The following is a 23,812-nucleotide window of genomic DNA, read 5'->3' as shown; positions in this document are numbered from 1 at the left end:
TCATGGTGTCGCGCGTCATACCGGTTGCTCCCTTCGATCTCGTCATTTTCGGCGCGACTGGAGATCTGGCGCGCAGCAAGATCATCCCGGGCCTGTTCCACCGTTTCGTGGTGGGGCAGATGCCGCCCGAGGCGCGCATCATCGGCGCCGCACGGACGGATATGGCGCGGCAAGCCTTTACGGTCATGGTACGCGATAGCCTGCTGGAATTCGCTCCACAGGCGACGATGGACAAGAACCAGTTGGACGCGTTTCTGAAAACACTGAACTATGTCTGTGTCGACGCCAGTGGTGACACGGGCTGGGACGCGCTGGCCGAGCATCTGCGCGCCGATGCGATCCGGGCCTTTTACCTGTCGGTTTCTCCGGTGCTTTTCGGCACTATTGCCGCACATCTGAGCGCGCATGGTCTGGCGACGCCCGACAGCCGTATAGTGGTGGAAAAACCTTTCGGGCATGATCTGGCATCGGCCAGGGCGCTGAATGCGGCTCTGCGTGGTAGCTTTGAAGAGCGTCAAATCTACCGGATCGATCACTACCTAGGCAAGGAAACCGTACAGAACCTGATGGCGCTACGCTTTGCCAATGCTTTGTGGGAACCGCTTTGGAATTCCACACATATCGACCATGTACAGATCACCGTGTCCGAAAGTCTCGGTGTCGAAGGCCGGGGTGAATATTACGACCGCTCAGGCACGATGCGGGACATGGTGCAGAATCACCTGATGCAGCTTCTGTGCCTGACGGCAATGGAGCCGCCTTCGAGGTTCGCACCCGGCGCGGTGCGGGACGAAAAGGTCAAGGTGATTGAGGCGTTGGAGCCGGTGGCGCAGGCAGACATAGTTCGGGGACAGTACCGCGCGCGTGACAGCGAAGGCAGCTATCGTGAGCATGCCGGTGATCCGCAGACACTGACCGAGAGTTTCGTCGCCATGAAGATCAATATTGGCAACTGGCGATGGGCCGGTACACCGTTCTACCTCCGCACGGGCAAGAAGCTGCGCGCGAGGGCGTCTGAAATCGCCGTGGTGTTCCGTGATCCACCGCATATGATCTTTCCAAAGATGGAGGGACGGCGTGGCAATGCCATGATCATCCGGCTGCAGCCCGACGAAGGCATCACGCTGCGCAACACGATCAAGGAACCCGGGCCTGGCGGCTTTCGCCTGGCAGAGGTGTCGCTTGACATGACCTTTGCCGATGTATTGGGCGCGCATACCGAGACGCAGGACGCCTATGAACGGTTGATCATGGATGTGATCCGAGGCGACCAGACGCTGTTCATGCGAGGTGATGAGGTCGAGGCCGCCTGGAACTGGGTCGATCCGATCATCATGGGCTGGGACGAGGCCCGGCTAGTTCCCTCGCTCTATGACGCAGGTAGCTCAGGACCGGAGGACGCACTGATGCTGTTGCACCGAGATGGGCGTCGCTGGCGCGAAATCGAAACGAATGCGTGAATTTTCAATCCGGTGCGGTGCGTCAAAAGCGCGGCCCGCGGGACAGGAGAGACAAGATGAGCAAGATGAACGACACCGTTCTTCGGGTAACCGACCGGATCATTGCCCGCAGCGACACCACCCGCTCGGCCCATCTGGCCAATATAGACGCGGCCCGTGCCAAGGGACCCGCGCGGGCGCATCTTTCGTGCAGCGGGCAGGCGCATGCCTATGCAGCCTCGGGACCCGACAAGGACCGGCTGGCTGCGACTAGCGCCGGGAACCTTGGCATCGTGACGGCCTATAACGACATGCTGTCGGCGCATCAGCCTTTTGAGCGCTATCCCGACCTGATTCGTCAGGCCGCGCGCGACGTTGGCGGCACGGCACAGGTTGCGGGCGGTGTACCGGCGATGTGCGATGGCGTGACGCAGGGCGAGGCGGGCATGGAGCTGTCACTGTTTTCCCGCGACGTGATTGCACTGGCGGCCTCGGTGGCGCTTAGTCACAACACATTTGATGCCGCTGTCTTCCTCGGAGTCTGTGACAAGATCGTGCCTGGGCTTGTGATCGCAGCCCAGGCTTTTGGGCATCTTCCGGCGGTCTTCATGCCCGCAGGCCCGATGGAAAGCGGTATGCCCAATGACGAAAAGGCCAAGGTGCGCCAGCAATTCGCTGCGGGTGAATGTGGGCGCGAGGTATTGATGGCCGCTGAAATGGCGGCATATCACGGGCCGGGCACCTGTACCTTCTATGGCACCGCGAATACCAATCAGATGCTGATGGAGTTTATGGGGCTGCATCTGCCGGGGGCGAGCTTTGTTCCGCCGAACACGGACCTGCGTGATGCCCTGACCAGCGAAGGTGCGAAGAGGGCCCTGTCGCTCAGCGCGCTTGGCAATAATTACACGCCGGTCGCAGACATCCTGGACGAACGCGCCTTTGTGAACGGCATAGTCGGACTGAATGCCACGGGTGGGTCGACCAACCTTCTGATACATCTTGTTGCGATGGCGCGGGCCGGCGGCATCATATTGGAATGGAAGGATTTTTCGGACCTTTCCGACGTGACGCCATTGATGGCCCGGGTCTATCCAAATGGGCTTGCGGACGTGAACCATTTCCACGCCGCCGGAGGTTTGGGATACATGATCGACAACCTGCTGAAGTCGGGGTTGCTGCATCCTGATACCCAAACGGTGGTCGGTCAGGGGCTCGAAAACTACACCAAGGATCCGATCTTTGCGGATGGCACGCTGCGTTGGAAAGATGGCACCAACGAAACGCTGAACGACAAGATCTTGCGCCCGGCCAACGACCCCTTCCAGCCCACTGGTGGGCTAAAACGTCTGACCGGTTCATTGGGCACCGCCGTGATGAAGGTTTCGGCGGTGGCGCCCGAACATCAGCTGGTCGAGGCCCCCGCGCGCGTGTTTCACGACCAGGAGGAGGTCAAGGTGGCCTTCAAGGCGGGGGAGTTGACGGGCGATATGGTTGTCGTTGTGCGGTTTCAGGGACCGAAAGCGAATGGAATGCCAGAATTGCACAGCCTGACGCCGATCCTGTCGATCATTCAAGGGCGGGGTCAGAAGGTGGCGCTGGTAACCGATGGACGCATGTCCGGGGCCTCCGGCAAAGTGCCCGCCGCGATCCACGTGACCCCCGAGGCCGTGGATGGCGGGCCAATTGCCAAGTTACAGGATGGTGATCTGTTGCGGGTCAACGCGGTAACCGGCGCGCTTGAAATTCTGAACCCCGCCGCCAAGGATCGTCCCGCTGCCACCGCAGACCTTTCTGCAAACACGGCGGGCACGGGGCGCGAATTGTTCACGATGTTCCGCAATTCTGTTGGCGCTGCCACGGTGGGTGCGTCCATCTTCGGAGGTTGATCGAAATGTCTCTTTCCCCACGTAATGCACGCTGGCAAACCCGCGAGATCTGCGCGCTGGCACCGATCGTTCCGGTTCTGGTTATAGATGATGTGCAATCGGCCCGACCGCTGGCCGAAGCGCTGATTGCAGGCGGTCTGCCGGCCCTTGAGGTGACGTTGCGCACGCCTGCGGCGCTTGACGCCATCCGCGCCATGGCCGAGGTACCCGGCGGGCATGTCGGTGCCGGCACGCTGATCACGCCGGATGATGTGCGCGCCGCCAAGGCGGCCGGTGCCAGTTTTGGCGTTTCTCCCGGTGCGACGGATGAATTGCTCGCTGCCTGCGAAGCCGAAGACCTGCCGCTGCTGCCGGGCGCGGCAACCGCCACCGAGGCGATGCGCCTGCTAGCGCGGGGCTATGACATCCTCAAGTTCTTTCCCGCAGAGGCCTCGGGCGGCGCACCCGCGCTCAAGGCCATCGGCGCGCCGCTTCCGCAGATCACCTTCTGCCCGACCGGAGGGGTGACACAGGACAATGCAGAAACCTACCTGAGTCTCGACAACGTTCTATGTGCAGGCGGCAGTTGGGTCGCGCCAAAAGATCTGATCACCGTAGGCGACTGGGAAGGTATCGAAACCCTGGCCCGGGACGCGGCGGGCATGGGGATGAGTGCATGAGTGACATCAGGCAAAAACTGAAACCGAACCATGTCGAGGCATAGGGCGGCAAATTCTGTTCGTGCTCAATGTTTCCGATCGGCTCGACGCTTTTTCCGCCAAAACAGATGGAATACTGCTGGATATCTCGAAGACATATTTCGACCGGAATGCGCTGGCGCTGCAGGTCGGACTGGGAACCTGGGCCTGTGTCGCAGAAAAACGCGATGCAATCCTTCGCCAAATATTCGCTCGCAAATGGTTTTGATATTGAAAGATGATCTTAGCCATTTGGCAAAGTTCGCTAGCGCCGCGTCACCCACCAAAATTTTCTTACGCCTAGCCTGTATGACCACATTGCCTTCAGCCGAGTAGTATGAATTTTTGCTCCGATGCAGCGAATTTGGCGCTACCCGGCGTCGCGGCGCTCCTTGATGCCGGGCAAGGGGCAAAATCAGCAACCGGCTTATTTTGTTGAAAAACTATCGTTGATCCGAGGGACGTTGACTGATTCCATCTCTACATTGAGATGGGAGATTGAGCGATGTTGGGACCGAGGCAGGAAGCGCAAGCAGCGTTGTTCTATGAGTTTTCGCTGGAAGAGCACATCCCACAAGACCACCTGCTGCGATCGATTGATCGGTTCGCTGATCTGAGCAGCATCCGCCAGCACCTGACGGATTTCTACAGCCACACGGGCCGCCCCTCGGTCGATCCCGAGTTGCTGATCCGTATGCTTCTGGTAGGCTATTGCCTCGGCATTCGGTCCGAGCGGCGGCTTTGTGAAGAGGTGCATCTGAACCTGGCTTACAGGTGGTTCTGCCGTCTCGATCTGAGCGACCGTGTCCCAGATCATTCGACGTTTTCCAAAAACCGCCCCTCTCGGCAGATTGCTACGCAATCGCCTGTCGGGCAATGCATGGCCGGTTCCGCGAGAGCGATCTGTTGCGCCACCTGTTCGAGACGACGGTCGCGCGGTGCATCGCTGATGGTCTGGTGAGTGGCCAGCGCTTTGCAGCAGATGTCAGCCTGATCGAAGCTGATGCCAACAAGCAGAACTCAACGCCGAGGAAAGACTGGGACCCTGGCGCGATCGATTCAGATGGTGCCCCGCGCGCCGTTCGGGAATATCTGGAAGTCCTGGATGACGCGGCCTTTGGCGCAGCCACGACGGTCAAGCCCAAGTTCACCTCCCATTCCGACCCCACCAGCCAATGGACTGCGGCCGGCAAAGGCCCTGCATTCTTCGCCTATTCTGACAACTATCTGATCGACACAGATCACGGGGTCATCGTCGATGTCGAAGCCAGTCGATCCATCCTGAGTGCGGAGGTTGGTGCTTCACGCACGATGCTGAACCGGGTCAAAAGGCGCTTCGATTTGCGGCCTGAACGTCTGATTGCAGATACAGCGTATGGCTCCGGAAAGAACCTGGGATGGTTGGTAAAGCGTGGCATCAACCCACACATCCCCGTCATCGACAAAGCCGGGCGTACAGATGGCACATGGAGCCGCGCCGATTTTGAATGGGACGCCCGGAACAACCAATATATCTGTCCGGAAGGCGAGGCGCTCAAGCAGTTCCGGCGGAACTACTCAGACCCGAACCGTGGCCCCACCGGCAAAGGTGTCGCCAAATACCAGGCCTTGAAACACACCTGTCAGGCCTGTCCGTCGAAAATGAAATGCTGCCCAAATGCTGACGCCCGCAAGATTACACTTGAAGAACATGAAGATGCCCGCCAGGTCGCTCGGGACATTGCCAAAACTCGCCAATATGACATCTCAATGAAACTGCGGAAGAAGGTCGAGATGCTCTTTGCCCACCTCAAACGCATCCTCGGCTTGGGACGGCTGCGATTACGCGGCCCATGCGGTGCCAATGACGAATTCCTGCTCGCCGCAACCGCCCAGAACCTCCGCAAACTGGCAAAGACCTTTCCTGCACCGCAGAAACCGAAAACCGCCTGATCAGAAAGACGCTCGTGCACTCATTCCAACGCCACTTTCTGCGCCAGCAACACGTTGTTTTTCCACAGAATCGGCTCACTCCGGTCTTTCGCTGCAAAATACGCTAAGGTCTGGTATGCGGGAAGAAACTGCCATTGGCGGAAGCTATATAGATGTGTGGTATCGTTGCGGTGATGACCTTGGCGCAGCTTGGCAAGATGCGAGACAGGTGGAACCGCCAGGCTTTAGCGGCGCATAGCCAGGATCTCTGATTTCCACGCCTCGGCCTGCTGTTATTGCTTCGTCAGGCTGGGCGAAACCGAGGAACGCGTGATCGAACGCCCATCCGGCAGCGTTAGTTTCAACTCCCAAAATCCACCTTCGGCGCTGTCTACATTCTTGTGCCACACAACGTCCGGTGGGCTGATATCACCGAGAGCAAAAACGTCGTCCTGACGAAAACCAAACGGATAACGATACGTCACATGGACTGCTTGGGCAGCGGTATCAATGACGAGCTTTTTGGACGGGATGAAAAAGACCCAAGTAAATAAGCAGCCAAAGATCGCAGCCACCAGCGTGATGAGCATCCCAAAGGCAAAATGTGAGGGCCATGACGGTTCTGCGGTAAGGTAGTTGATCAGAATTGAGCCTGCCTGCATCAGCCCCTTCAGAATTAAAGCAAGCAAGAGCAACCCAACAACCAGTGACGGTAGCCGAAAATGCAACAAAAGAGTCTGTTGTTCGATGGTAAAGGACGATTGCAGGAGAACCTCGGTAATGTTTTTGATGATAGTAAAACCGGTTCCTTTGTGGAAGAGTACGCTTCACGATCAAGGCCTTAGCCAGATTTGAAGCGCCGTCAACTCGGATAATGTATCATAAAGAGCGCTGAAAAATTGGCCAAGCGGCGCGCGCGCGGTTGCCGTGGCCGCGCCATTGGTCTGAGCAATAAGGGCGACACCACGCGCCGGGATTACGATCGCCCTTATCAGCATGTCCGCAATGCGAAAAAAGTGAGCCTTTGCTGCGCCTGTCAACTGAAGTAACACGAGGGTTCCGCAGGGTATTGAAGCTAAGAACAACCGTTCTTCATCACGTTACATTCTGTTCACAGGCGAGAGGTCAGTGGTCCTCAGATTTCCAGCAGAACCAATCACAAGCTTTGCAATTCGTCGAGCAGCTCTTGGGTGGTGACCTGCCGACAATAGCCTTTGATTGTGGACAGCGAATTCTCGTGTCGTGATCGGCTTTCCGTGGCGCAGGCGTCGGTGACCTGTGTCACGAGATAGCCCAAATCGCAGGCGTCGCGGATGGCGCTTTCGACGCATTGATCGGTCAGGAGCCCGCTGATCACCAGCTGCTTGATCCCGAGGTTGCGCAGTACATAATCAATATGGGTTGAAACAAACACCGAGGACGAGGATTTGGGCAGAACGATCTCGTCATCCCCGGGTTTTATCTGGTCGATCACCTTGCCGTCCCAGGACCCTTTGGCGACATTGAAACCGGTGATCTTGTAATCAAGGCTGCGGTCACGCCCGTCCAGGGTGAGGCTTTCGATGGTGGTATACATGACCTCGATATGCGCCTTGCGAAACGCGGCTTGCAAGGCTTGCATACGCGGGATGACATGTTCCAACTGCGCAAACAGCCCGCCATGTTTTTCGTCAAACTGGGCATCTGTCAGGCCAGCGAATTCGCCACCGTCCCGGTGGGCCGAGAAATTTTGAACATCAACGAACAAGAGCGCTGATTGTGACGGGATCAGTGGCAGGTTTCTGGTGAGGGTCATGTCAGACCTCCTTGAGATATCGGTCGATGGCGGCACCAAGGGTCTTGGCCCAAGATGCCTGACCTGCTGTTTCGCAAATCAGGTCATTGCGGATTTCGATCAGGCTGTGCGGTATATTACCGGCCTCGCCGTGGTGCGGGACGAACCAGTCAGATCCGTCGTCGATCTGATAGGGCTGGTTCATACCCACAGTCAGACCAGGGTCGGCATCGCTGATGAAACGGCCCAGATGGCCCGAGGTTTCGGTGTCTTTGCGAAACAAAAACCCGATATGCCAGGGCCTGTGATGCCCGCCGAGCGATGGCGTGAAGCTGTGAATGGCCACGACAATCCGGCGGGGGTGCCGCGCGATGCAGTTGGCTACGGCGGCGTGAAACGGCTCGAATATCTCGCAAATGCGGGCATTTCGGGCTGGTGTATCAAGCGCCTGGTTGCCGGGGACGGTGACGCCGTGGTTGGCTGCTGGCATGGCGTCGGGTGCATCCGGCGGGCGGTTACAGTCAATCACCAATCGGCTGTAAGGCTGGATCACCGCGGGGGCACCCAAGGCTTGTGCCATATGTCGTGTCACCGCCTCGGCCCCGATGTCCCAGCCGACGTGGCTGTCCAGATTATCCCTGCTGAGACCCAGGCCATTTAGCGCCTTTGGGATCGCTTGCCCTGCATGTTCGCACACCAGAACCAACGGGTGGTCACTGGCTTCGTTAACCAGTTCGACCGGTGGTGGGTCATCTTGGCCAAGTAGGGGCCGGGGTGCAGCATTGTGCAACAAAATCACACCTTTTCGCTTTTGAGAGATGCCGCCGGGATCAACCCGTTGGGGCGGAAAAGCAGGATCGCGACAACGATACTGAGCCCGATGGGGTCGCGGAACTCTTGCAATCCGGGAGGCAGAAACGCGGCCAGGTAGATCTCGATAAAGCCCAGCAGAAAACCCCCGGCGACGGCGCCGCGCAGGCTGCCGAGGCCGCCAAGTATGGCGGCGATAAAGGCTTTGACCACGGGCAGGAACCCCATGTGCGGATCAACCGAGGATCGCTGCGAGACCCACAAGACCGCGGCCACCCCGGCCAGCATGCCCGACAGGGCAAAGGCACCGGCAATCACGGTATTGGCGCGGATGCCCATCAGGCGGGCAATGTTGAAATCTTCGGCTGCGGCGCGCATGGCGATGCCGGTTTTCTGACGCTTCATAAAGATATCCAGAAAGATCAGCATCACGATGGTCGCGACAATCGCCGCGATTTTGTTCACGCCGATGACCAGGCCGCCAATTGTGACCGACTGGGACAGGATCGCTGGTAAGATTACCGCCTGCGAGCGTGTGGATATGAGGTTTTGGAACAGCACCTGCAGGATCATGGATACGGCAAAGCTGGTCACCAGCATGGTCGCACCAGAACTGTTTCGCACCGGGCGAAAGGCGATACGCTCCATCAGCACCGCCGCAATCATCGCCATGGCAATCGCCAGTGGTACCGCCAGCATAAAGGATACCCCGGCGATGCCGCAGTACATAAGTGTATATCCGGCAATGGTCATCAACTCACCATGGGCAAAGTTGATCAGCCCCATGATCGAAAAGACCACCGCCAGTCCAAGCGCCAGCAACGCATAGGTGCCGCCAAGGGCAAAGGCATTGACGGTTTGTTGTAATAGCAAATCCACTATTCGCCCCCCAGATAGGCTGATTTCAATGCCTCTGACCGGGCCAGTTCGGCGGCTGGGCCTGAGGCCACTATCTTGCCGCTGGCAAGCACATAGCCCCGGTCGGCAATTTCCAACGCCATTGAGACATTTTGTTCGACCAGCGCGAGCGTCACCCCTTGGTCGCGCAACAGCGCGATAAGATCAAAGATTTGACCGACGATCTTGGGGGCCAGACCCAGCGACGGCTCATCCAGCAACAAGAGGCTGGGATTGCTCATCAAGGCCCGTCCGACCGCCAGCATCTGTTGCTGACCACCCGACAGGGTTCCGGCGAACTGATCGCGGCGTTCGTGAAGGATGGGAAACAAGGTATAGACCCGCTCCCATGCGGCCTCCAATGCCACCTTGTCCTTGATTGAAAAGGCGCCCATGCGCAGGTTTTCCGCAACACTCAACGCGCCAAAGACCCGCCGTCCCTCAGGCGACAAGGTCAATCCTGCCGGGGCCAGGTTTTCCGGTGCCCAATCAGTGATATCTTCGCCCTTGAAGGACACCGTGCCGCTGGCGACCGGCACCAGGCCCACCAGCGCATTCAGGGTCGAGGATTTTCCGGCCCCGTTGGCGCCCAGAAAGGCGACGATCTCGCCTTTCTGGATGTCGAAATCGACCCCGCGCACCGCTTCGATCGGGCCATAACTGACCGCAAGCGACTGGACTGAAAGAAGCGATGCCATGGGGGAGAGCCTTATTGCATGCGGGCGGGCGGGATCAGCGAAGCCGTTGGGCTGGGCTGTCCGACCAATTCGCGCGCACCGTTCTTGACCCGGATCAGCGTGACCTCGCGCACAGGCATGCCATTGGTGCCTTTATAGGTGATCAGGCTGGTTGCTCCGCGCACGTTTTCAAGTTCGGCCATCGCATCGCGAATGGCGACCGGGTCGGTCGAACCTCCTGCGGCCTTGACCGCCTCGGCGACGACGACAACCAGATCATACCCAACCGCGTTGAACACGGTCTCAGACGCGTTCCCGGTGACAGCCTCGTATTTGGCATTGAAGTCAGCCAGCGGGCTTCCTTCGGTGGCGTGACCGGCGGTGGAAAACACGACGCCTTCACCCACATCACCGAGTGAGAAGGTGGTCGGGCTGTCGATACCGTCTGACCCGATCACCTGGGCCGTGACACCGGCGGCGCGCAAGGCTTTGAGCATTGAGGGGAAATCAGGCTCATAGGACGAGGTCATGATCACATCAGGTTGCGGATTAAGCGCGGCAATGCGGGTGGCAATCGCCGAGAAATCCTGTTGACCGATGGTATGGGTATCTTGCCCCATCATGGTGCCGCCCAGCGCGCTGAACACATCCGCAAAGTAGAGCGGCATGGTGGTATACTGGGTGTCGGGCGAGTAGATGATGTAGGCTGATTTATGGCCTTGTGCCCAGGCCCATTCGGCGCTGACCGTGGCCTGCACGTTATCGCCGGGGAAGTTGGCGAACATGTAATCCCCACCAATCATTGGCAAGGTAGGGGACGAGGCACAGGTTGATATCGCTGGGATTTGCGCAGTGGTCACCGTGCCGATTGCCGCCAGTGACGGGTCGGCGTCACAGGGCAGAACCAGAACGGACACGCCTTCATCCGCCAGTTCCTGCACCGCAATCGCGGTTTGCGCCGCGTCCGAGCGGACATCTTTTTCAATCAGCTCGATCATGATTTTGCCATTGATGCCGCCCGCCGCGTTGATCTCGTCCACTGCGATGTGCAGACCTTCGATTACCGGGCCATCATAGCCGGCAAGCCCGCCGGTTTGCGCGGTCGCAAGGCCAATTTTCAAAGCTTCGGCGGAGACAGGCCCGGCAAGTGCGGCTGCGACCACCATGGTTGATGCAAGTAATGTCTTTTTCATTTATCTTCCTCCTGTTGGTTTTGGTCAGTCTTGTCGGTTGGGGCCAAGATAGGCCTCAATCACGACAGGGTTATTTCGGATGTCTTGTGGGGTGCCTTCGGCGATCAGATGGCCCTCGTTCAGCACTGCGATGCGATCGCAAAGCTGGTTGATCAGCTTCAGGTCATGATCGACCAGTAAAATCCCCAGCCCCAGATCACGGGTCAGGGCGCGCAGGGTTTCGGTCAGGTTATCGGTTTCATCGCGGTTCATGCCTGCGGCCGGTTCATCCAGGAACAACAGCGATGGCTGGCAGGCCAGGGCGCGGGCAATCTCGACCCGGCGTTGATCGCCGTAAGACAGTGTTCCGGCGTCCTCGTCCGCGTGATCCGCAACGCCCATCCGCGTCAGCGCGGCCTGGGCACGGCCGTGGGCATTCTTGCCCCCGTTTGTCGACAAGGCCGCGACCAACACGTTTTGATAGACGCTCAGGGTGTCAAACAGGCGGATGTTCTGGAATGTCCGTGCAATTCCGCGGTTTGCGATCTCGTGCGATACCAGGCCCGACAGTTCTGTGGTGCCCTGGTAGAACCTGCCTTTGGTGGGCACCAATACGCCTGACAACATGTTCATCAGGGTTGTCTTGCCCGATCCGTTTGGCCCGATCAGCCCGGTAATTTCACCCGGGTTCAGGGTGAGGGCGACATCATTCACCGCAACCAATCCGCCAAATTGCATGGTCATGCCCGTGGCGGTCAGGGGCTCGGCCTTTGCGCTTTGAGCGATGTCAGGTGCGGCTTTGGTACCGGGTCTGCCGGGAAACAGGCGTTCTTCCCATTCCTTGAGGCCCGCCAACCCGTCGGGTTTGCGGAACATGGCAAAGAGGATGATCAACCCGATGCCGATCTGGGTGGTGCCAAAAATCGCAGGCATGTCCCAGCCTGCCAGCGTGAAGCCACCTTCGAAGCGGCGCAAAACCTCGATCACGATGGTGATGGTCACCGCACCGGTTATGGCGCCGGTCACCGTTGTCATGCCGCCGACGATCAGCATGGCAAGCAGCAAAAAAGTGTCGGTGAAGTAGAATTTCTTGGGGCTGATGGCGCCCAGGAAATGTGCGATCAATGCACCGGACAGGGCCATCAGGGCGGCACTGAGAACAAACGAGATCAGCCGTTCGCGCCGGATACGGACACCCACCGCACTGGCGGCAATGGCGTTTTCACGACCCGCCCGCAGGCGCAGTCCTGAAATGGAATCGCGATAAAGCCGGGCAACTATCAGCGCGATGATGACACCGATTGCGGCCACCCAAAGCGAGGCCTCGCGCGGGATGCCAAAGAAGGTCTGCGATCCGCGTGTCACATCGCGCCAGCCAATGGCGATGCCGTGCACGATGATCAACAGCCCCAGGGTCGAGATCACGGCCGCCGACCCTTCAAGCTTGCCAATCGCCAGGCCTATCAGCAGGGCAACCGCGCAGGTCAAAAGCACGGCGATCAAGGTTGCCGGTAACAGGCCCATTTCCGTTGTCGCCAACCATTCGGGCAGCTTTGGCAGGGTCGCGATCTTGAGCTGTGCCGGAAGGGTCAGCAGAGATGCCGCATAGGCCCCGATGGCCATGAACGACAGGTGCCCAAACGTCAAAATCCCGGAATTTCCGCTATAGACCCCCATGCCGACCACCGCGATCAACGAGATGAAGAACACAGTCAGAACCCGTTCACTTGCCGTGCCCAGTACCGTCGCCAGAACCGCTGCCACGACAACCGCCAGAACGATAGCCGTGACCGAGACAATGATGTGTTTGCGCGGTGATGTAATCATGTAGAATCTCAAAGATCTGTTGAGATACCATAGTGATCTATATTTTTCAAAGTCAACTGTGTTGCATTAATTGACAAATTCTTTTCATAGTGGTTCCATTGTCGGGCAGGAGGCAGAATGCAAGTTCGTGAACGCATAGAACAATTGTCGGACGACCTGACATCGACCGAGCGCAAGCTGTCGACGGCGCTGTTGCTGGACTATCCGTTTGCCGGGTTAGAGCCGATCCAGGAGCTTGCCCGGGCCACCAACACCTCGCCGCCCAGTATTTCGCGTTTTGTCACCAAACTGGGATTTCAGGGATTTCAGGATTTTCAACGCCATTTGATCGGAGAATTGAAACAGGGCCAGCGCTCGCCGGTAGAGCTGCAAGCCGTCAGTGCCCCCATCCACGGTGCTTTCCTCGAAAGTTTCCTTGAGCGCGCCGGGGCCGTGGTGAAAGACGCGACCAAGGCCGTGTCCGAGGCCCAGTTTGGGCGCATTTCCGCTATGTTGGCGGATGAGCGACGCAGCATTTATGTGATTGGCGGCAGGATGAGTGACACTCTGGCCCAATACCTGTCGCTGCACCTGCGCCAGATCCGCGCCAAAGTGTTTCACCTGCCCTCGGACCCCGAGGTCTGGCCGGAGTATTTGCTGAGGATGCGCCCGCGCGACGTATTATTCATCTTTGATTTTCGACGCTATCAAAACAGCCTGTCTGCCCTTGCCCAGAAGGCAATTGATAAACGCAATGTGCAGGTGATCCTGCTGACGGATGAATGGCTGTCGCCGATTTCGGGACGCGCCAGCGAAGTTCTGGCCGTGCCGATTGACAGCGGCACCCTGTGGGACAGCTATACCGGGGCGCTGGCATTGGTCGAGGCACTTGTGACCCGCATCGCCGAGGAAAACTGGGACCATACAAAAACCCGCATCGAAGAATGGGATTCAGTGCGGTTGGATTTTGGAGAGCATGACGATGATTAAGACTCCAATGATTTTTGCGGCCACGTCGGACCTTGCCGGTAAGGTTCGTGGCAAGGCTTTTCCTGCGTCTGATCTGGAAAAACGCCTGAAACGGGGGGTTGGCTGGACGCCGACGAATGTGATGATCACCTGCTTTGATGCAATCGCCGACAGCCCCTTTGGTGCACTTGGCGATCTGCTGCTGATCCCGGATGAATATACGAATGTGGTGCTGGATTTCCAAGACGGTGGTGCGGTTGAGCAATTCATGCTGGGTGACATCACCGATCTTGACGGCAGGCCGTGGGATTTCTGCTCGCGTTCTCTCTTGAAAGCAGCACTGGATAGACTGAAATCCGCAGGTGGCGTCAGTCTTATGTCCGCCTTCGAGCATGAGTTTCAGTTCAAGACCGGCGGTGAACAACCAGGTGAGGCCTACACCCTCAGCGGGTTCGCCGAGCGCCGCCCATTTGGCGAAGCGCTAATGGCGGCACTGGACCAGGCCGGGCTGGTCCCCGACACCTTCATGAAGGAATATGGCGCCAACCAATACGAGGTTACCAATGGACCCGCCCAGGATCACCGTTCGGCCGATCAGGCCACGGTGCTGCGTGAGGTCACGCGCATGACCGCAAAACGCCTGGATGAACAGGTGACATTCACCCCCATCCGCGATCCCGACGGTGTCGGCAACGGGGTGCATATCCATATCAGCTTTCTGGACGAAAACGGCGCCCCCGCAACCTACGATGAAAGCGGCGTTGCGGGCATGTCAAAGGTCACCGGTTCGTTTATTGCCGGCGTGCTGAAATATCTCGAAAGCATCATCGCCCTGACGGCCCCGTCTGATGTTTCGTATCTGCGGCTGACCCCACATCGCTGGTCTGCGGCCTACAATAACCTTGGATTCAGAGACCGTGAAGCTTCGGTGCGCATCTGTCCGGTGACGGCGACAGATCCGTCCAGCATCGCGCGCCAGTACAATTTTGAATACCGCGCCGCAGATGCCGCCGCCTCGCCCTATCTGGCGCTTGCCGCAATTGTTCACGCCGGGGCGCAGGGGATCGAAGATGGCTTGCCCGCCCCAAACGTCACCGAAGAAGATCTGTCGGTATTGTCCGCCAATGAGCTGTCGGTGCGCGGGTATGTCCGCCTGCCCGAAACGCTCGAAGAGGCGCTCCGCCGGTTTGAGGAAAACAAAACCGTCTGCGGCTGGTTTCCCGCTGCTTTCCCAGCCGTCTACACCGCCCATAAACGGGGTGAGATTGCGTTTCTGAAAGACAAAGACACCAGCGCACGCTGCGCGGCTTATGAACGTGTCTACTGATTTCGGAAAGTTCCAGCTGCAGCAGATCGCCTTGTGTGCATTTTGCTGATTGATACAGCTTGCCCCCGGTGAGTGCTTTCGCGACGAAATCCCGTTGTCAACCTCCTCAAGGTCGGTTGCTGTCCTATCGGGGCTCTTGTCCAAATATCAAACCGCGTGTTCCTGCTTGTCACCTCAATGATCTGGCACTCGTTCCGTGCTCAGAGGTTTGACGCCAGTCCGCCCAGCGATGGTTACTCTGCCTTCAGACGGTCGATCATCCGGTAGCTTCGGCGCAAGGCGGTTGCGGCTGCACCGATGGCAACGACCCATAGCGCGCCTTGCAGGACCGGTGCGACCGTCCAGAACGCGGCCAATACGGCAGCAAGGGTGATCACGGCCATGCGATGCGGTTTTGCCATCGGGCCGCAGAAATCATTCTCTCCGGTCGCGGCGCGGCCCAGTTCGCGGATATAGGCGGTGCTCACGGCCAGTGCGGACGCGGCCCAACCCAGACCGGGCAACCCGATGCCATAGCCGATGCCGGTCAGGATCAGGATGTCGGACACCCTGTCCGGCGCTTCGTTCCAAAAGGCGCCATCGGGCGTGCCCTTGCCCGCCTCGACCGCGACCAACCCGTCCATCAGGTTGCAGATCAGCCGAAGCTGGCAGCAAAGGGCGGCCAGCAGAAGCAGGACCACGCGGGCCCAGCCCTCAGCTCCGACGCCGAGATAAAAACCCACCCCCGCCAGCGCGGCAAAGCCCATGCTGGCGATGGAGATCTGGTTGGGCGTCACGGATGTCCTGGCCAGCGCGCGGGTCAGGCCACGGGCCCAGCCGGTTTCGCGGCTGGCGATGGGGCGGCGGTCGGTCATTTGGCGTCTCTCCTCCACATCAGGAAATTGTAGGTGACCGCGTAGAGACAGGCGACCGAATAGGGCACGCTGATGGTGCGGGCAATCTCGGGCGTGCCGGCCAGAAAATGCGCGCCAACCAGCAGGCATAGTGACAGGGCAAGCGCGATCAGGGGTGGCAGCCACCAGCCCAAGCCCCGCGCCATGCGGGCCCTCAGCCCGTCAAGGCTGCGCTTCAGCGCATAGGTGATGGCCCCCGAAAGCGCGCCCTGCACCAGCCCCGCCAGCAGCGGTTTCGGCATCGGATGCGCGCTGTTGGCATAAACGGCCCAGCTGCCCATCGCCAGGAACCCGACCGCCACATGCACGCCCGTATTCTGCGCCAGGCGGGCAATCAAACGTGCCACCAGTAGCGGGTCAGGTGAAAGAAGATCGGGGCGGCGAAAATCACTGAATCCAGCCGATCGATGAAGCCGCCATGGCCCATGATCACGTCGCCCCAGTCCTTGACCCCACGGTCGCGCTTGATCGCCGACATCACCAGCCCGCCAAAGAACCCCATCAGCGCGATGATCAGCGACATCACCCCGGCCTGAAAGAAGGTGAAGGGCGTCACCCAGTAAAGACACGCCCCCAGCAGCGTGGCGCTGGCCACACCGCCCACGAAACCTTCGACGGTCTTCGACGGTGACAGCGACGGTGCGATTTTGGTGCGGCCGATCAGTTTGCCCCAGACATATTGCAGCACGTCACTGGCCTGCACCACGATGATCAGGAAGGCGACCAACTGGATGTTCTGATCCTCGAAACCGGGGATATTGAGGCTGAGCAGGGCAGGCACGTGGCTGACGAAATAGATCGTGACCATGGCGGCCCATTGCACCTCGGCCACGCGGATCAGGAAATCCTTGACCACGCCCCTGAGCGCCGAGATCACCGGCATCAGCAGGAAGACATAGACCGGCACCAGCACGGTGTAGAACCCGTACCAGTCAGTGTAGACGAGGTAATATTGCAGCGGCAGCACCACGAAGAACACCGCCGCCAGCATCCAGTGATCGGCGCGGCGCGCGTTGGTCAGCGTGATGAACTCGCGCAGGGCGTTGAATGAACAGACCGCGAAGAGCAGTGTCACCCCGGTGCGCCCCCAGAGGAACGACAGCCCCAGCAGGATCACCATCACCCACCACGCCCAGATCCGCGCATTGAGGTTTTCGACGACCGACCGGTTGGGGCCGTCCGTTACCCGCATGGACAGGAAGCCGCCGGTCAGCGTTGCCACCGCCAGCACCAGGAAGACGCCCAGCATCAGGGTCATCAGAGTTTCACGATCCATCGGAGGTCTCCCCATTGCCGGGGGCCAGCGCCAGCACCGCGTCCTGTGCCCGGGTCAGGAACTGTTCCTTGGTTTCACCATCCCGCAGCTGCATCGCGGCCCCGAACGTGCAGGTGCAGATATAGGGGATCGGAATGACCTCTCCACGCGGCAGGGCACGGTTCAGGTTTTCGATCCAGACCGGTACGAAGCGCACATCGGGCCGTTTTTTGGCGACATGGTAGATGCCGGTCTTGAACGGCAAAAGCGTCTCGCCGGTGTCGTTGCGGCGGCCTTCGGGAAAGATGATCAGGCTGGCGCCGCCATCCAGCGCCTCGGCCATCTGGTCCACAGGGTCAAGCGTGCGCGCTTCGGGGCGGCGGTCGATCAGCACGGCGTTGATTACCTGTCGGCCGATATAGCTGCGAATGGGTGAGGTCAGCCAGTAATCGGCGGCGGCCACGGGCCGGGTTTTCCAGCGCAGCCGCGGCGGCAGCACCGCCCAGATCAGGATGAAATCGCCATTGCTGGTGTGATTGGCGAAATAGATTGTCTGCGCGTCCCGCGGCGCCTCGTCCCGCCAGTTGGCGCGCACGGCGGTGATGAAACGCGCGAACCCGATGATCAGATACGCGACCAGATAAGCCAATAGGCGCATGAAATTTGTCCCGTCCGTCCCTGGGGTGTCTTGTTTTTGCGCAATCTGACCCGTTGGGCCGGGCGAAATCAAGTCAGGTTATCTCTACCCCGGCGCCGGAAAGGACGGTTTCGTGCTATAGTATGGCCCAGAAACAGGAGGGCGCCATGATCATACGCGTATTCCAGGTCACCACCCATCCGGGCAAGGAAGCTGAGTTTGCGAGCTTTTTCCACGGCACCGCGATCCCGTTGATGCAGCGCACCGAGGGGCTGCACAGTGTCACCTTTGGTGCTGCCCGCCCCGAAACCCCGAACGAGTTCTGCATGGTCATGATCTGGGACAGTCTTGAGGCGCTGAAAGCATTTGTTGGCGAGGATTACGCCAACCCGCACATATTGCCCGAAGAGGCGGTGATGGTGCAGGCGCGCAACATCAAGCATTACGATCTGGTGACGTCTTAAGGGCGCGGCCAAAGCTGCGGGAACCAGTCCGCGCGCAGCCTCTCACCCTGGGTCATGCCATGTCCGGGAAAGGGCGGCGATGTCGGCCCGGGACGCTCGGTATAGCGAGCGTCATCCCCCACCAGCCTAAGCGAAAAGGCGCGGCGGCGCTGGCCTGTCTCATTGCCGCGCGCACCATGCAGTATGCCATAGTTGAACGCCACCGCATCGCCCGGTTCCATCGCCCATTCGGTGATCCGCATCCCGTCGGCATCCGGGTCGGGGACAGGCATATAGGTATCCGCGTCGGGATAGAAATCATCCTCGCTCAGCCAGCGTGTCGGCAGCACGGGCTTTTCCCAAAGATGCGAGCCCGCGACGCAGCGCAGCGAGGCATCGCGCACTGGGTCCAGCGGTGACCAGAAACTGACCGTCTGCCGCCCGTCTACAAAATAGTAAGGTCCGTCCTGATGCCACGGCGTCGGTTTCGACGTCCCGGGTTCTTTCACCAGCACATGGTCGTGGAACATCTGCGCGGACTCGGATTGCATCAGTTCGGCCCCGACCTGTGCGGCGGGCGAGGTTTCGATCACCTCGCGAAACTCGGGAATGCGCTGCCAGTTGCAGTAATCGTCGAAAAACCGCCCGGTTTCGTGGCTCTTCAGGTTCTCCGCTGCATAGGGTCCGGGTTCGGCCATGTTGCGCTCGATACCGGCGCGCAGGCTCTCGACATGATCGGCGAAAAGCCCGCGGATCAGCACGACCCCATCGCGTTGAAAATCCTCGATATGCGCCTGCGTGATCAAAGAATGCATCGCTGTCCCTTCCGTGCCTTATCGCCACATTACCGTCCCGCGCCGCCGGGTCCAGCCCGGATTACCAACGCTGCGGCAGGCGGCCCGAGGAGAAGGCCGGAGGCCGACGACGAGAGATCAGGCGTGCGCGTCCGCGCACTCAATCAGATCAACGCCAGTCAAAGAAAAACCCCGGTCAGGTCAGGCCCGCCGGGGTTCTTGCTGATTTCAGCGCGCGGTCACGAGGTCGGCAGGATCACGATCTCGACCCGGCGGTTCTGCGCCTTGCCGGCTTCGGTCAGGTTCGACGCGATGGGCTGATCTTCGCCGCGGCCGAATGCGTTGATGCGGTTGAATGCCACGCCGCCGTCCAGCAGCACATCGGCGACCGAGTTGGCCCGCCGCACCGACAGATCCTGGTTATAGGCTGCGGCTCCGGTATTATCGGTATGGCCCACGACCTGCACGGTCGATTGCGGGTATTGCTGCAGGCTGTTCGCCACTTTCAGCAGATCGCTGCGCAGACCGCCATTCACCCGCGCACTATCGGTGGCAAACAGGATGTCCTGCGGCATGGTCAGGATCAGGCGATCGCCGGTATTGGTGATCCGGATATCCTCATTTTCCAACTGCTGGCGCAGCTCGGCCTCCTGCTTGTCCAGCGAATAGCCGATGCCCGCCCCGATGCCCGCTCCTGCAAGGCCACCGATCAGGGCGCCCTTGCCCTTCTTGTCGCTGACCGCTGCGCCAACACCGGCACCGACCAGACCGCCGATCAGGGCGCCTGTCTTGGTTTTCTGGGCATTGTTCGGCGCGCCGCCACCGCCGCCGCCAACATAGCCGGGATCGGTACAGGCCGTGGCCATCAACAGGGATGCGCCCGCCAGAAGCAGGATGGGTTTCTTTGTGTATGTCATAATTTTCGCCTCGTTATTCACGCCCGTTAGGTCGGGTCTGCGGCAATGTTATGCAATAACAGCGCGTCGCCCAAGCGAAATCAGAGGGGAATTCGGCAGCAAATTGCGCATTTCCGCCTGAAAAACACCTCTGGGCGCGCTAGTTGTTCTCGTTGAAATCCATCTGCCTGTCGTAATAGCTCGTATCGGCCTGGTAGGTATCGGCCTGCTGCTGGAAATAGTCCTGATCGTTCAGCTGGTTTTCGTACTCCTGCTGTTCGTATTGCAGGCGCTCATATTCCAATCGATCAGCTTCGACGAAATCTTCGTGATCCGAGCACGCCGTACACAGCCCGCCATCCGACGCGGCCCCACAGCGCGAGCAGCTGGTGGCCATCGAAATCGTGGCCCCCCGTGGCATGGTGCCATTGCTTTTGGCGGTGGCGGCAATGCCGGTTGGGCTGCCCTCCGCCTTGCTGGCGGTGGCAAGCTGGGCATAGACCGTTTTCATGCTGTCCCAGACCGTGACCAGCTGACCCAAGTATAGCTTGTTCCCGGCCATGGCCACATCCTGCATGATGTCCGGTAGCCACGCAGCCAGCCCGCGTTTTTCACCATTCACAAACGCCTCGGCCGCGTCGATCTGGCTTTGGACATAGGCGATGAACCCGTCCGAGAACGCATCGCGCCAATGGTCGCGGATCAGGCGGCGGCGTTCGGTCTCGGATTCCAGAAGAATGGCATTCAGCATGTCCTGATAGGTCACGGGAAAAGCTCCTTGTTCATTGTAAATTCGACTTCGGCTAATGGCGCGAGAATATGCATAAACGCCTTGCCGGGCAAATACCGCCAGGGCGGCGCGTATCAGCGATCAGAAAAACCCAATTTATGAATGTTCCCCGAGAGGCTATGAGCAGGGCAAAGCCACCCTGCGGGTCTGGCCCGGCAGAGGGCCCGTGCCCGACCGCGTGTGGTGTCGCAAATTTCGGTCGGATCAATGGTGCGCCAACCGCTGCCCGGCGTGGCGGCACTCCTTAAGGCCGGAAATGGTTTTATGCCCGAACCGAGCTGTGAAGCGGTGTTAGCTGGCGTATCTCGCGGCCGTCAGCCCGTCAAAAGAGATATCCGGCTCACGTTCCAGCACCACATCCGCCACGGCCCGGCCTGATCCGCAGGCCATGGTCCAGCCCAGCGTGCCGTGGCCGGTATTCAGGAAAAGATTGTCATATTTCGTCGGTCCCAGAATGGGCGTGCCATCGGGTGTCATCGGCCTGAGACCGGTCCAGCCTTCGGCCTGGCTCAGATCGCCGCCACCGGGAAAAAGATCGCCAATCACGTGTTTCACCGTATCGGTTGCATGCGGCCCCAGCCGGTTGGAATAGCCGGCGATCTCGGCGGTGCCCGCCACCCGGATCCGGTCGCCCAGACGGGTGATCGCCACCTTGTGGGTTTCATCCATCAGGGTCGATTGCGGGGCCTTGGCATCGTCGGTGACCGGCAGCGTGACCGAATAGCCCTTGACCGGATAGACCGGCAGTTTCAGACCGATGGGTTTGAGGATGCGGGGCGCATAGCTGCCAAGGGCACAGACATATCTGTCACCGGTGATGCGGCCCGCCATCTCGGTATCCACGCCCGCTACGCGGCCATTTTCGACGGCGATGCCGCGAATGGACTGCCCGTATTGAAACTGCACACCCAGCTCGGCGGCCTTTTCGGCCAAAGCAATGGTGAACAGCCGACAATCGCCGGTGCGATCCGCCGTCAGGCGCAACCCGCCCACGAATTTGTCGCGCACGTTGGCCAGCGCCGGTTCCGCCGCAATGCAGCCGTCACGATCCAGCTCTTCGAACGGGCTGTTGAATTCTGCCAGGATCTCCTGATCCGCGCGCGAGCCTTTCAACTGCTTTTGCGTCCGAAACAGTTGCAGCGTGCCCTGTGCGCGGCCATCATATTCGATCCCGGTCTCGTCGATCAGATCGGGCATCACGTCGCGGCTGTAATTCGAAATCCGAACCATGCGGGATTTGTTGACCGCGTAGCTCTCGGCATTGCAGTTGCGGATCATCTGGATCGACCACATCCACATGGTCGGGCTGATCAGCGGCCAGATGAACAGCGGGCGGCGCTTCATGAACAGCCACTTGATCGCCTTCACCGGAATGCCGGGTGCCGCCCAGGGCGACGTCATGCCATAGGATAGCTCCCCGGCGTTGGCATAGCTGGTTTCCTGACCCGGGCCGGTCTGCCGATCCAGCACCATCACCTCGGCGCCTTGCCTGGCCAGGTAATAGGCGGTGGTCACGCCGATTACACCCGCACCCATCACCACAACTTTCATCATCCCGCCCTTTCGCGCATTGAACCCGGCCTCTCCTGGCGTCTGCACCGCTGGTTTACAACTGCAAACCGCGCGCGGTGAACCACCCTGCGGCGGCGTGCCTACGAGAACGCGTTGCAATCGAGCATAAACTGAAAATTACCGGTTCGGAAATGCCGTTTCCAGCCGCGTCATCTCTTCCCAATTGCCGTAACCGCCGATAATGTGCCGCAAAACGCGTGAGCGAAATCGCGCGGGTCGAGGGGAACAGGACATGGCGCATATCATTGTCGTCGGCAACGAAAAGGGCGGGGCAGGCAAATCCACCGTCTCGATGCATGTCGCGACAGCCCTGGCGCGGATGGGTCACAAGGTCAGCGCGCTTGATCTGGACCTGCGGCAAAAGACCTTTGGCCGTTACACTGCCAACCGCGCCCGCTTCATGGAAAAGGCGGGCCTTGATCTGCCGGGTCCGCATTACCACGACCTGCCCGAGATCGACCCGGCGGTGCTGCAACCGGGTGAGAATGTCTATGACCGGCGGTTGTCGGCGGCGGTGGCCGAACTTGAAGCCGACAGCGATTTCATCATCATTGACTGCCCGGGCTCCCATACCCGTCTGAGCCAGGTGGCGCATTCGCTGGCCGATACGCTGATCACGCCGCTCAATGACAGTTTCATCGACTTTGACCTGCTGGCCCATGTCGATGTGGACGGGCGCAAGATCCTGGGGCCTTCGGTCTATTCCGAGATGGTCTGGAACGCCCGCCAGCTACGGGCACAAGCCGGGCTGAAACCGATCGACTGGATCGTGGTGCGCAACCGGATGGGTGCTCAGCAGATGGTCAACAAGCAGAAGATGGGCGAGGCAATCGAAAACCTGGCCAGACGTATAGGCTTTCGCACCGCGCCGGGCTTCAACGAACGGGTGATCTTCCGAGAGCTGTTTCCGCGCGGTCTGACGCTGCTGGACCTGAAGGATATCGGCGTCAAAGGCCTGAACATCTCGAACGTCGCCGCCCGTCAGGAACTGCGCGAACTGATCAAATCGCTGGACCTGCCCGGCGTCGAGGTTGATTTCTAGAGCGATCCTTGAGTTACCGTTTGATCTGTGGATGGCGCGGACCCTAAAAACGCTCACTGAAAAGCCGCGTTCAGATTTTTCGACGCTTGCCCCGAAAAATGCCTAACCCTGTCCAGCAGGCATTCATCTGACACCGGCCAGT

The 23,812-nt window shown here is 59.6% G+C and carries 22 protein-coding genes and 1 pseudogene; 8 read left to right on the top strand and 15 right to left on the bottom strand.

The annotated features are described in order from the left end of the window. Positions 1 to 2 precede the first annotated feature (2 nt). From zwf to Q1B27_RS11495, 4 genes and pseudogenes are all read left to right on the top strand, one after another. A complete protein-coding gene (gene zwf / locus Q1B27_RS11510) occupies positions 3 to 1,460 on the top strand; it encodes a glucose-6-phosphate dehydrogenase (RefSeq protein WP_299847598.1) in 1,458 nt (485 codons plus the stop codon). 56 nt (positions 1,461 to 1,516) lie between these two features. Next, complete coding sequence (edd, locus tag Q1B27_RS11505) at positions 1,517 to 3,328, top strand: phosphogluconate dehydratase (RefSeq protein ID WP_299847596.1); 1,812 nt, start codon at positions 1,517 to 1,519, stop codon at positions 3,326 to 3,328. 5 nt (positions 3,329 to 3,333) lie between these two features. Next, the gene (gene eda, locus Q1B27_RS11500) at positions 3,334 to 3,987 is read left to right on the top strand and encodes a bifunctional 4-hydroxy-2-oxoglutarate aldolase/2-dehydro-3-deoxy-phosphogluconate aldolase (protein WP_299847594.1); all 654 of its coding nucleotides are present in this window, start codon (positions 3,334 to 3,336) and stop codon (positions 3,985 to 3,987) included. Between the two features lie 523 nt (positions 3,988 to 4,510). Beyond that, positions 4,511 to 5,937: pseudogene (locus Q1B27_RS11495) on the top strand (transposase). Positions 5,938 to 6,209: 272 nt separating this feature from the next. On the opposite strand, the gene Q1B27_RS11490 reads toward Q1B27_RS11495, so the two are convergent. The 7 genes from Q1B27_RS11490 to Q1B27_RS11460 all read right to left on the bottom strand — a co-directional run bounded on the left by Q1B27_RS11490 (position 6,210) and on the right by Q1B27_RS11460 (position 13,073). Then, positions 6,210 to 6,611 carry a hypothetical protein gene (locus tag Q1B27_RS11490; RefSeq protein WP_299847592.1) on the bottom strand — a complete coding sequence of 134 codons (402 nt, stop codon included), beginning with the start codon at positions 6,609 to 6,611 and terminating at the stop codon, positions 6,210 to 6,212. Between the two features lie 461 nt (positions 6,612 to 7,072). Then, positions 7,073 to 7,711, bottom strand: coding sequence for an isochorismatase family cysteine hydrolase (locus Q1B27_RS11485; protein ID WP_299847590.1), 639 nt, complete (start codon positions 7,709 to 7,711; stop codon positions 7,073 to 7,075). A gap of 1 nt (position 7,712) precedes the next feature. Beyond that, complete coding sequence (locus Q1B27_RS11480; RefSeq protein ID WP_299847588.1) at positions 7,713 to 8,480, bottom strand: N-formylglutamate amidohydrolase; 768 nt, start codon at positions 8,478 to 8,480, stop codon at positions 7,713 to 7,715. Between the two features lie 5 nt (positions 8,481 to 8,485). Beyond that, positions 8,486 to 9,379: a branched-chain amino acid ABC transporter permease gene (locus Q1B27_RS11475; RefSeq protein WP_299847587.1), complete on the bottom strand. Its 894-nt coding sequence runs from the start codon at positions 9,377 to 9,379 to the stop codon at positions 8,486 to 8,488. Next, positions 9,379 to 10,095 carry an ABC transporter ATP-binding protein gene (locus Q1B27_RS11470; RefSeq protein WP_299847586.1) on the bottom strand — a complete coding sequence of 239 codons (717 nt, stop codon included), beginning with the start codon at positions 10,093 to 10,095 and terminating at the stop codon, positions 9,379 to 9,381. Before Q1B27_RS11470 ends, Q1B27_RS11475 begins: the two co-directional genes overlap by 1 nt. Before the next feature lie 11 nt (positions 10,096 to 10,106). Further along, positions 10,107 to 11,267: an ABC transporter substrate-binding protein gene (locus tag Q1B27_RS11465; RefSeq protein ID WP_299847584.1), complete on the bottom strand. Its 1,161-nt coding sequence runs from the start codon at positions 11,265 to 11,267 to the stop codon at positions 10,107 to 10,109. A 24-nt stretch (positions 11,268 to 11,291) separates the two neighbouring features. After that, positions 11,292 to 13,073: a branched-chain amino acid ABC transporter ATP-binding protein/permease gene (locus Q1B27_RS11460; RefSeq protein ID WP_299847583.1), complete on the bottom strand. Its 1,782-nt coding sequence runs from the start codon at positions 13,071 to 13,073 to the stop codon at positions 11,292 to 11,294. A gap of 117 nt (positions 13,074 to 13,190) precedes the next feature. On the opposite strand from Q1B27_RS11460, the gene Q1B27_RS11455 reads away from it, so the two are divergent. Both Q1B27_RS11455 and Q1B27_RS11450 read left to right on the top strand, forming a co-directional pair. Beyond that, positions 13,191 to 14,042: a MurR/RpiR family transcriptional regulator gene (locus Q1B27_RS11455; RefSeq protein WP_299847581.1), complete on the top strand. Its 852-nt coding sequence runs from the start codon at positions 13,191 to 13,193 to the stop codon at positions 14,040 to 14,042. Beyond that, positions 14,035 to 15,348 carry a glutamine synthetase family protein gene (locus Q1B27_RS11450; RefSeq protein ID WP_299847579.1) on the top strand — a complete coding sequence of 438 codons (1,314 nt, stop codon included), beginning with the start codon at positions 14,035 to 14,037 and terminating at the stop codon, positions 15,346 to 15,348. Before Q1B27_RS11455 ends, Q1B27_RS11450 begins: the two co-directional genes overlap by 8 nt. 233 nt (positions 15,349 to 15,581) lie before the next feature. On the opposite strand, the gene Q1B27_RS11445 is transcribed toward Q1B27_RS11450, so the two are convergent. From Q1B27_RS11445 to Q1B27_RS11430, 4 genes are read right to left on the bottom strand one after another with little or no spacing between them, the layout of a single operon-like run. Beyond that, positions 15,582 to 16,202 carry a CDP-alcohol phosphatidyltransferase family protein gene (locus Q1B27_RS11445; protein WP_299847577.1) on the bottom strand — a complete coding sequence of 207 codons (621 nt, stop codon included), beginning with the start codon at positions 16,200 to 16,202 and terminating at the stop codon, positions 15,582 to 15,584. Beyond that, the gene (locus Q1B27_RS11440) at positions 16,199 to 16,588 is read right to left on the bottom strand and encodes a hypothetical protein (RefSeq protein WP_299847576.1); all 390 of its coding nucleotides are present in this window, start codon (positions 16,586 to 16,588) and stop codon (positions 16,199 to 16,201) included. The genes Q1B27_RS11445 and Q1B27_RS11440 overlap by 4 nt, the downstream gene beginning before the upstream one ends. Further along, positions 16,576 to 17,517, bottom strand: coding sequence for a phosphatidate cytidylyltransferase (locus tag Q1B27_RS11435; RefSeq protein WP_299847573.1), 942 nt, complete (start codon positions 17,515 to 17,517; stop codon positions 16,576 to 16,578). The genes Q1B27_RS11440 and Q1B27_RS11435 overlap by 13 nt, the downstream gene beginning before the upstream one ends. Further along, on the bottom strand, positions 17,507 to 18,154 hold the full coding sequence (locus tag Q1B27_RS11430) for a lysophospholipid acyltransferase family protein (RefSeq protein WP_299847571.1): 648 nt from the start codon (positions 18,152 to 18,154) through the stop codon (positions 17,507 to 17,509). Before Q1B27_RS11430 ends, Q1B27_RS11435 begins: the two co-directional genes overlap by 11 nt. Before the next feature lie 146 nt (positions 18,155 to 18,300). On the opposite strand from Q1B27_RS11430, the gene Q1B27_RS11425 reads away from it, so the two are divergent. After that, positions 18,301 to 18,597 carry an antibiotic biosynthesis monooxygenase gene (locus Q1B27_RS11425; RefSeq protein ID WP_299847569.1) on the top strand — a complete coding sequence of 99 codons (297 nt, stop codon included), beginning with the start codon at positions 18,301 to 18,303 and terminating at the stop codon, positions 18,595 to 18,597. Here Q1B27_RS11425 and Q1B27_RS11420 read toward each other — a convergent pair. From Q1B27_RS11420 to Q1B27_RS11405, 4 genes are all read right to left on the bottom strand, one after another. Then, positions 18,594 to 19,391 (bottom strand): phytanoyl-CoA dioxygenase family protein, encoded by a 798-nt coding sequence (locus tag Q1B27_RS11420; protein ID WP_299847567.1) that lies wholly within the window; start codon positions 19,389 to 19,391, stop codon positions 18,594 to 18,596. The genes Q1B27_RS11425 and Q1B27_RS11420 overlap by 4 nt on opposite strands. 218 nt (positions 19,392 to 19,609) lie before the next feature. Then, complete coding sequence (locus Q1B27_RS11415) at positions 19,610 to 20,287, bottom strand: OmpA family protein (protein ID WP_299847565.1); 678 nt, start codon at positions 20,285 to 20,287, stop codon at positions 19,610 to 19,612. 139 nt (positions 20,288 to 20,426) lie between these two features. Continuing rightward, a complete protein-coding gene (locus tag Q1B27_RS11410; RefSeq protein WP_299847563.1) occupies positions 20,427 to 21,032 on the bottom strand; it encodes a hypothetical protein in 606 nt (201 codons plus the stop codon). Positions 21,033 to 21,347: 315 nt separating this feature from the next. Then, positions 21,348 to 22,607 carry a D-amino acid dehydrogenase gene (locus Q1B27_RS11405; protein WP_299847561.1) on the bottom strand — a complete coding sequence of 420 codons (1,260 nt, stop codon included), beginning with the start codon at positions 22,605 to 22,607 and terminating at the stop codon, positions 21,348 to 21,350. Between the two features lie 253 nt (positions 22,608 to 22,860). Between Q1B27_RS11405 and Q1B27_RS11400 the strand changes: the two genes are divergently transcribed. Next, positions 22,861 to 23,670 (top strand): division plane positioning ATPase MipZ, encoded by an 810-nt coding sequence (locus Q1B27_RS11400; protein ID WP_299847559.1) that lies wholly within the window; start codon positions 22,861 to 22,863, stop codon positions 23,668 to 23,670. The last annotated feature ends 142 nt before the right edge of the window (positions 23,671 to 23,812 follow it).

The sequence above is a fragment of the uncultured Roseovarius sp. genome, from assembly GCF_947489715.1.
In the GTDB taxonomy this organism is placed as follows: Bacteria; Pseudomonadota; Alphaproteobacteria; order Rhodobacterales; family Rhodobacteraceae; genus Roseovarius.
The sequence above is the reverse complement of the archived record's forward strand: the minus strand, read 5'-3'. Positions and strand labels throughout refer to the sequence as shown.

What these genes read in the sequence shown, in the direction of transcription:
- zwf (WP_299847598.1), top strand. Translation starts at nt 3, where the DNA reads ATGGTGTCGCGCGTCATACCGGTTGCTCCCTTCGATCTCGTCATTTTC.
- edd (WP_299847596.1), top strand. Translation starts at nt 1,517, where the DNA reads ATGAGCAAGATGAACGACACCGTTCTTCGGGTAACCGACCGGATCATT.
- eda (WP_299847594.1), top strand. Translation starts at nt 3,334, where the DNA reads ATGTCTCTTTCCCCACGTAATGCACGCTGGCAAACCCGCGAGATCTGC.
- Q1B27_RS11485 (WP_299847590.1), bottom strand. Translation starts at nt 7,711, where the DNA reads ATGACCCTCACCAGAAACCTGCCACTGATCCCGTCACAATCAGCGCTC.
- Q1B27_RS11470 (WP_299847586.1), bottom strand. Translation starts at nt 10,095, where the DNA reads ATGGCATCGCTTCTTTCAGTCCAGTCGCTTGCGGTCAGTTATGGCCCG.
- Q1B27_RS11465 (WP_299847584.1), bottom strand. Translation starts at nt 11,267, where the DNA reads ATGAAAAAGACATTACTTGCATCAACCATGGTGGTCGCAGCCGCACTT.
- Q1B27_RS11460 (WP_299847583.1), bottom strand. Translation starts at nt 13,073, where the DNA reads ATGATTACATCACCGCGCAAACACATCATTGTCTCGGTCACGGCTATC.
- Q1B27_RS11455 (WP_299847581.1), top strand. Translation starts at nt 13,191, where the DNA reads ATGCAAGTTCGTGAACGCATAGAACAATTGTCGGACGACCTGACATCG.
- Q1B27_RS11450 (WP_299847579.1), top strand. Translation starts at nt 14,035, where the DNA reads ATGATTAAGACTCCAATGATTTTTGCGGCCACGTCGGACCTTGCCGGT.
- Q1B27_RS11445 (WP_299847577.1), bottom strand. Translation starts at nt 16,202, where the DNA reads ATGACCGACCGCCGCCCCATCGCCAGCCGCGAAACCGGCTGGGCCCGT.
- Q1B27_RS11435 (WP_299847573.1), bottom strand. Translation starts at nt 17,517, where the DNA reads ATGGATCGTGAAACTCTGATGACCCTGATGCTGGGCGTCTTCCTGGTG.
- Q1B27_RS11430 (WP_299847571.1), bottom strand. Translation starts at nt 18,154, where the DNA reads ATGCGCCTATTGGCTTATCTGGTCGCGTATCTGATCATCGGGTTCGCG.
- Q1B27_RS11425 (WP_299847569.1), top strand. Translation starts at nt 18,301, where the DNA reads ATGATCATACGCGTATTCCAGGTCACCACCCATCCGGGCAAGGAAGCT.
- Q1B27_RS11420 (WP_299847567.1), bottom strand. Translation starts at nt 19,391, where the DNA reads ATGCATTCTTTGATCACGCAGGCGCATATCGAGGATTTTCAACGCGAT.
- Q1B27_RS11415 (WP_299847565.1), bottom strand. Translation starts at nt 20,287, where the DNA reads ATGACATACACAAAGAAACCCATCCTGCTTCTGGCGGGCGCATCCCTG.
- Q1B27_RS11405 (WP_299847561.1), bottom strand. Translation starts at nt 22,607, where the DNA reads ATGAAAGTTGTGGTGATGGGTGCGGGTGTAATCGGCGTGACCACCGCC.
- Q1B27_RS11400 (WP_299847559.1), top strand. Translation starts at nt 22,861, where the DNA reads ATGGCGCATATCATTGTCGTCGGCAACGAAAAGGGCGGGGCAGGCAAA.